At 52.0% G+C, this 7671-nt stretch carries 8 protein-coding genes; all 8 read left to right on the plus strand.

Features of this window, described 5'->3' with window-relative positions:
* Positions 1–77: 77 nt before the first annotated feature.
* A complete protein-coding gene (locus DT73_RS00460) occupies positions 78–1901 on the plus strand; it encodes a hypothetical protein (RefSeq protein ID WP_036102394.1) in 1824 nt (607 codons plus the stop codon).
* 43 nt (positions 1902–1944) lie between these two features.
* Positions 1945–3345 (plus strand): DNA circularization protein, encoded by a 1401-nt coding sequence (locus DT73_RS00465; RefSeq protein WP_036102445.1) that lies wholly within the window; start codon positions 1945–1947, stop codon positions 3343–3345.
* Entirely contained in the window at positions 3342–4412 is a 1071-nt protein-coding gene (locus DT73_RS00470; protein WP_036102397.1) for a phage baseplate assembly protein, read from the plus strand. Before DT73_RS00465 ends, DT73_RS00470 begins: the two co-directional genes overlap by 4 nt.
* A 7-nt stretch (positions 4413–4419) precedes the next feature.
* Positions 4420–4995 (plus strand): phage baseplate assembly protein, encoded by a 576-nt coding sequence (locus DT73_RS00475; RefSeq protein ID WP_036102400.1) that lies wholly within the window; start codon positions 4420–4422, stop codon positions 4993–4995.
* Complete coding sequence (locus DT73_RS00480; RefSeq protein WP_036102403.1) at positions 4988–5440, plus strand: phage GP46 family protein; 453 nt, start codon at positions 4988–4990, stop codon at positions 5438–5440. The genes DT73_RS00475 and DT73_RS00480 overlap by 8 nt, the downstream gene beginning before the upstream one ends.
* Positions 5430–6572 carry a baseplate J/gp47 family protein gene (locus tag DT73_RS00485; protein WP_036102406.1) on the plus strand — a complete coding sequence of 381 codons (1143 nt, stop codon included), beginning with the start codon at positions 5430–5432 and terminating at the stop codon, positions 6570–6572. Before DT73_RS00480 ends, DT73_RS00485 begins: the two co-directional genes overlap by 11 nt.
* A complete protein-coding gene (locus DT73_RS00490; protein ID WP_036102409.1) occupies positions 6569–7162 on the plus strand; it encodes a YmfQ family protein in 594 nt (197 codons plus the stop codon). Before DT73_RS00485 ends, DT73_RS00490 begins: the two co-directional genes overlap by 4 nt.
* 48 nt (positions 7163–7210) lie before the next feature.
* Positions 7211–7671 (plus strand): hypothetical protein (locus tag DT73_RS26610; protein WP_235234351.1); only part of this gene is annotated, 461 nt, incomplete at its 3' end.

A 7671-nucleotide genomic window follows, 5' to 3' on the forward strand; every position in this document is an offset into this window, starting at 1 on the left:
GGGGATGACGCTCGATCGTCTGATGTGGTGGGTCGGACAGGCTAAGCGGATTAATAAAATAAGGCGAGGATCTGCAGATGAGTAATTCGTTTGATTTTGAACTGACCGCCGGGGACAAGGCCACAGCGACAATCATCCGGATTGATGAGGCGCTTAAGAAGCTAAACCCACAGATTGAGCAAACCCGAAAGGGACTCAAATTCGGCGGCCAGGAATCAGACGATAAACTGGATGGGCTTTCCAGCCGCCTGTCGAATATGTCCCGCGCTGCACGGGACAATGTGCAGTTTATTGGCGATATGGTTCCTCCACTGAAAATGGTAGGGGAGCTTGCTCTTAAATTCGGTGGAACGGCAGGCCGGTTTGGGCTGGCAGGTGCCGCTGCCTATGGCATGGCGAAAGGCGGTATGGCCGCTGCTGATGCACTTAAGCAGGTATCACGCACTGCTTACGATCTGGACATTTCTGCTAAAAATGCCGGGATGCGCGTCGATGATTTTTCCCGCCTGTCAGGTGCCATGCAGATACTCGGTGCTGACAGCGAGACGGCACATGCATCGGTTGAGGGGCTATTTAAAACATTCAACGATGCTGCCGCCGGGAATAATTCGGGTGTGCTGGCGGTGATGTCCCAGATTGGGGCGCAGATCGTTAAAAACAAAAATGGCACAGTTGATGTACTGAAAACCATCGAGTCCATCGCACAAATTTTTCCCAGTTTGCGCCCGGAGATGCAGAAAACCGTGGCGGATGCGCTGGGGCTTACCCCTGAAACGCTGTCACTGATGCGGGAAGGAAACCGTCTGAAAGAACTGCTGGCCAAATCCGATAAATTTGGTCTGACCGTTGATCCGGCTATCAATAACCAGCTTACCGAGCTCAACCAGACCATTAATGAGCTTGGTGCCGCCTGGGACGGTCTTAAAAATCGTACCAGCCAGAAAATTTCCGGGGCTGTTTTGTCTGATGGGTCAGTAAAAGATGGTCTGGAAGGGGTTGAAGATATTCTGACAAATGGGCTGGACAGTATCTCCCTGTCACATTTTCTCGGCGCCACACGGGGTAAAGAAGCCGATCAGTTGCGCTGGGCTTATAACAACCCTGAGTTTTATAAGTCGTTGGGGACGACGGATAAGGTTGCTCTCGATTTTGGCGTGATGACCGACGGGTTCCGGCAGCGTTATAACGACTGGATGAGGCCGGTTAATGCGGCTGAACAATTGCAGGCGGATCTTAACGGTGCTTTACAGCCAGTTCCCGGTGTTTCAGAGGTTCCCTACGATCAGCAACCTAATAATGCCCGTGGACTGCGCAACCACAATCCAGGAAACCTGCGGCACGCTCCAAATGCGACAGGTACTGATGGTGGTTTTGTTCAGTTTAATAACGATGAAGATGGGCTTTCCGCTCAGGCGCGTCAGCTCATGCTTTATGGAGATCGGGGCAATAACACCCTGAACGGCATTCTTCATACGTATGCGCCATCGTCGGAGAATAAAACCCGTGCTTACATTGACGATGTTTCTCAGATAACAGGCTATAAGCCCGCAGAACGTTTAAATCTTCATGATCCAGAGGTGTTGCAGCGGCTTATGGCTGCAATGATAAAACATGAAAATGGTGCTCAGCCATACAGCCGTGATCAAATTGCCGATGGGGTCAATACTGCCATTTTTGACGACCGATGGCGTGGTCTGAGAGATGGAAATATTCTCGCACAACAGCGTGGTGCCGGTGCCGGTGATGGTGCTGGTGGGGATATCAGCCAGGCCATTAAAACGGCCTTTGACGATAATCCAATGAAACTGGATGTGACCATTACAAACGACCAGACGGGCGCGCGTAAAAGTGCAACGGTAAGCAGTGGCGGTCGCGTTGTTTTTCCCATGAGCAATAACTGAGTACATGGCCGCCTTATGGCGGTTTTTTCTTTTCGGAGAACCGATGGCAATTGTTACTGACGCACTTTCATCGCTGCTGGGTACGGATTCTGGTTCCTCCCCCTGGTATCAGTCCCTGCGGCCAGCCAGTTTTCGCGGTGTTTCCTTCGCGGTGCTTGCCGGGGAAACGAGCCACGGCAGACGTGTTGCTGTGCATGAATACCCTTACCGTGATACCGCATGGATAGAAGATATGGGGCGGGGCGTCCGTAAAATCACCGTTCGTGGCTTTATCATTCAGGACAGTGTGGTCTACGGCGGCGGGGATGTTATTCAGCAACGCCTGGCGTTAATCGCCGCCTGTGAGACAAAAGATGCCGGCACGCTTATTCACCCCACGCTCGGTGAAATGACGGTATCCATTCCTGAAAATGGTCTGCGGATTGGCGAAAGCCTGAGCAGCGGCAGATCCTTTGAGTTTACGCTGACCTGTATCGAGTCCGGGCTGAAGGTGTTTGCTGTCACGACAACGACGGCTGCCGCAACGGCGGTAAAAACAAACTATCTGAAACTGGCCAGCACCACTGTCCTCAGTGCCATAGCCAGAATAAAAAGCGAAATACGTGGTGTTACCCAGGGCATTAAAACCATTAAAAACACGATCGCTTTCTGGACGAATACCGTTGAAAGTACCATCAGCGAGGTGACAAATATCGGTAACACACTGAAATCGACATTCGGTAATACCCGTTATGGTCGCTACAGCCAGGGCTCAACAGGAGGGGCGTCGGGAGCTAACGGACAAATTTCTACGGACGACACCAGTGATCCAGGTGCGCTTGTAAAACAGGCTATGGCCCAGGCGATTACGGACAGGAAGAATATCTCTGGTGGCGTTTCTTCCCTTAATAATTCAACCACCATTGATGAGTTTGTACAACGGGTCAGTGATGTGGTCGGCTCAGTTCTGGATGCCACTGGCGGCGTAAATGAACGCCTGCGAGCGCTGGAAACTCTGGCAAACTCGCTGAGCACACAATATCAACAGTCCAGTGCGGATCAGTATGTCGCCGACAGCGTAAACACTGTCATTCTGGTGCTGTGCTCCGGCGCGATGGTTACTGCTGCGGTTTCTGCCAGTCCGGGAAGTCGCGATGAGGCCGATGCACTTACGGAGCGTGTCTCCGCTCAGCTTGATCTGGCGCTGGTGAAAGCAGGGGATCGCGGTGATGATGATATCTATCAGGCGCTTCTCAATCTGCGTGAGTCATTTATCGCAACAATGGGTACCAGATCCCAGGGGCTTGTTAACCTGGTTGAGTACAGTTCCGGAGCGTCCCTTCCCGCACTCACGCTGGCTAACCGCCTGTATCAGGATGTTGGTCGCGCCGGTGAACTGATCGCTGCCACGTCTGTTCCGCACCCTGCCTTTATGCCCACAAAAATGAAGGTGCTGCGTAAATGACGGATGAAGTGACGTTGGAAGTTAATGGGAAAATCATTTCCGGGTGGGACTCTGTCCGTGTCACACGGGGAATTGAGCGTTTTCCCTCCGACTTTGATCTCGGTCTGATGGACTATTACCCCGGAAGCGACGAAAAGCAGCTCGTAAAAGAGGGAAATATCTGTGTTGTAAAAATTGGCGGAGACCTGGTGATAACCGGGTATGTGGACGACTGGTTGCCTTCAATAAACCGGGCGAGGCATGAGATACGGGCGACCGGAAGAGGGAAGTGCGAGGATTTTGTTGACTGTTCAGCAGAGTGGCCGAACAACGTTATCAGCAACTGCACCGTGATGGACATTGCCACCCGGCTGGCGTCTTTTTACGGGATTAAAGTGAATTGTGATGTTGGCGAACTTCAGACGGTTCCACAGTTCACTATTAACTGGGGAGAATCGCCACAGGAGATCATTGATCGGGTCTGCCGCTGGGCGGCACTGCTTTATTACGACAAACCTGATGGCAGCCTGTTGCTTACCCGTGTTGGGACGAAGAAAGCCGCGAGCGGAGTCGCAGAGGGGGTTAACGTCGAGGATGCGTATTACCGCAAATCTATGGCCGACCGTTTCTCCGATTATGTCGGTGTTTCACTCGGTGTGTCTCCCATTTCCGGCTGGGCTCCGGGTTCGGCATATGATTCGGTCACATTGGCAACCGCGCGCGATCCAGATGCAGCGGACATGCGTTACCGCAAACGTATTATTCTGGTCGAATCCACCATGCTCGCGAAAGACCGGGCACAGAACTGTATCGACTGGGAGATGAACCGGCGCTATGGGAGGTCGCAGCAACTGAATGTCACCATCGACAGCTGGCGCGACAGCGCCGGGAAGTTGTGGGAGCCTAATACCCTGATCCCGGTGAATCTCCCGACATTGCAACTGGAAAATACGGAGTTGCTTATCGCTGAGGTGACATTCTTGCGGGATGAGCGTGGTACCCATGCTCAGCTTTTACTGATGCCTCCAGCAGCATTCTCTGTCCAGCCCTACGAGTTTTACCAGGTCATTCCGGGGCTTAACCAGTGAGGAAGACATGGCAAATTTAATGACGCGCATCGCGAATATGTTCGGTATTGGTCGGGTGACCGGGCAGGATGATTCCGGTACAGCACAGAAAATTCAGTACCAGACGCCGCTGGAAGTTGCCAGTGCGCACCGCCTGCTCGATTTTGGCTTTTCTTCCGGGCTGCCTGTTGGCAGTGATGTTGTGATCGCTTTTGTGGGTGGTGACCGGTCAAGTCCGGTGGTTATTGCCTCCGGCCATCAGAGTTATCGCCATACCGGGTTAAATCCTGGTGAAACGGTCATTTATAACCAGTGGGGGCTGTCGATACTACTCACCGAAAGTGGAATAACCATTGAGGCGGCTGGGCAGGATGTGACGATTAATAACGCCAACAATCTGACCGCGACAGCAACCGGCATGGCTAAATTTATCACCCCGAAACTTCTATGTACCGGGGATATCATCGATAACTGCAACTCTAATTCCGTCACACTTAAACAATTGCGTGACGCCTATAACCTCCATGATCACGAAGTTAAAGAAGTGCAGGCGGGAAGCAGTGCTGTCACTTCGGAAAAAACCGGGAGTCCTGTTGATGGCTGATATTAAAAGTCTCTGGAATATCGATGAGCTACACGCCGACTGGCTGGAAAACCCCGGCGCGCTTACCAGCGGCGATGATTTTCAGACCGCCGTCATTATCAGCCTTTTTACCGACCGTGTAGCCCGTGCAGATGATCCGTATGAAGATAACGACCGCCGTGGTTGGTGGGGAGATTCGACAGAAGACAGTCAACTTGGCTCACGCCTGTGGTTAATCCGGCGTGAAAAACTCACCCGCGAGGTAGCATTGCGTAGCGAGGAATATGCGCGTGAAGCCCTGAAATGGCTCGTCGATGACGGTGTGGTAATGCAGGTTGAACCGGTTGCCCGGATTGTCTACCCGAACCGCCTGAATCTCTTTATCCGCTACCTGATCCCACAAAAAAATGCGTGGGAAACATTACAATTTTACTGGGTGTGGGAGTCACAGATAAATGCCGTTTAAACGAGCCACATTATCGGAACTGCGTGATCAGAACCGCGCCTTTATGCAGTCAGAGTTAGAAGCCGTCGGCCAGTTACTGCGTTTTTCCAACCTGAAGGTGCTGGCGGACATGGATGCTGGTATGGCACATCTGCACTATGCCTATCTGGATTACATCGCGAAACAGTCCACGCCATTCAATGCAACGGATGAAAATCTGGCAGGCTGGATGGCGATGAAGAGTGTTTACCGTAAACCAGCCAGCGCCGCGCAGTCGACTTCTGTCCAGGCGAAAGGAACGGTGGGTGCCATCCTCCCCATCGGTACTGTTCTCAACAGATCAGACGGCTATCAGTACACAACGGATACTGAGCTGATCATCACCTCAACAGGTTATGGCACAGCCTCAGTGACGGCGATTCTCCCTGACATAAGCGATGATGTGACGGGGGGCGGGGCTAGTGGAAACGCCGACGCAGGAACAATTCTCACCCTCGATTCAAATTCACCAGGAATAGAAAATCAGGTAACCCTGCTGGTAGCCGCGACTGGTGGCGCAGATATTGAAGATGAAGAAGATTTTAGAAGTAGAGGGCTGCTGGCATTCCAGAATCCGCCCCAGGGTGGCAGTGATACAGATTATCAATCCTGGGCGCTGGCGGTTTCCGGCGTCACGCGCGCCTGGGTAAAGCGCCGCCTGAACGGTGCAGGCACTGTTGGCGTATACATCATGTGTGACAATAACAGCAATGGTGGTTTCCCGGAGGGTACCGATGGTGTCTCACAGATTGAGGACTGGGGCGCGGTAAAGGCCACTGGCGATCAGCTTACAGTCGCCGATTATATTTACCCACGGCAGACCGACACAGCGATCGTTTTCGTCTGTTCACCCATTCAGAAAACTATCAATCTGGTCATCGCAGGACTGAACGATGCAGACAGCACCACTGTCGCAGCCATCAAAACGGCGCTGACAAACCTGTTTTTTGATACTGCACAGCCGGATGGAACAGGGGTTGTGTATCTGTCTGATATCAATCTGGCGATCAGCAGTGTTAGCGGAACGACGGGTTATATTCTCAATTCGCCGTCGGAAAATATCACCTTTGACGTTGGTGAAATCCCTGTTCTTGGTACAGTGAGCTTTGTATGAGCCTTTTCTCTGTTGAGAATTACACCTCAGCACTTCAGTCGCTTATGCCGCCGGGCAGAGCGTGGCCTCGTGATTCTTCTTCTGTGCAGTCGGCTGTCCTGCGCGCGCTGGCAAGTTCATTTCAGCGTTCAGATAATGATGCCCAGCGGCTGCTTTCCGGTGCATTTCCTCCGACGGCAACGATCATGTTATCGGAGTGGGAGAGTACGCTGGGGCTGCCTGATGACTGTGCTATCAGCGAAATCGGCGGCATCAGAGATCGACAGCGAGCGGTGATATCAAAACTCATCAGCACTGGTGGCCTGAACCGAAGTTATTACATACAGGTTGCCGCGGCACTGGGCTACACGATCACCATCACGCAGTTCCGACCGGCAATGGTGGGAATGTCTGTCTGTGGGGATGCGTTAAATCGCGACGAGTGGCCGTTCACCTGGAGGATTAACGCACCAGAAACAACAATCAACTATGCCGTTGCAGGTGGTGCGTATTGTGGCGATCCACTCGCTTCCTGGGGTAATAAACAGCTTGAGTGTTCCATTAATAAAATCGCCCCCTCCCATTTGAATATTATTTTCAGCTATTCGTAATCGACATATCTGTATCACGACTATCGCTTAAACAAGTGAGGACTATCTATGCTCCGAATCGGGCAAGTTGAAACCACTGCAACATCCGACGATAAATATACTGACGGGAGTGTTGCTGGTGGTGTCGCAGCAACGCGTTTACGCGCCGCTGCTTTTAATGCCATCCAGGAGGAACTGGCCAATATCGTTGAGTCAGCTGGACTTGTGCTCAGTATTGATGATCAAACACAGGTGCTGACTGGGCTGAAAAAACTGTTCCTGTCCCGTTTAAACCCGTTTGCTGACATTGCCACTGATGGTGCTGCAGCGATTGCCACCTGTCTCGCAAACCTTGGTTTGGGAAACATTGCTCTGGCTGGAGTGTGTACAGGTAGCCAGGCATTTGCAGGGTATATCACTATTCCAATGATTATCAGCGGAGCGAAAAAAAACTTAATCATCCAATGGGGGCTAACAACAACAAATACAGCAGGCTCTGGGAGTGCATATACAACGACATTACCTGTCGC

It is taken from the genome of Mangrovibacter sp. MFB070 (assembly GCF_000705335.1).
In the GTDB taxonomy this organism is placed as follows: Bacteria; Pseudomonadota; Gammaproteobacteria; order Enterobacterales; family Enterobacteriaceae; genus Mangrovibacter; species Mangrovibacter plantisponsor.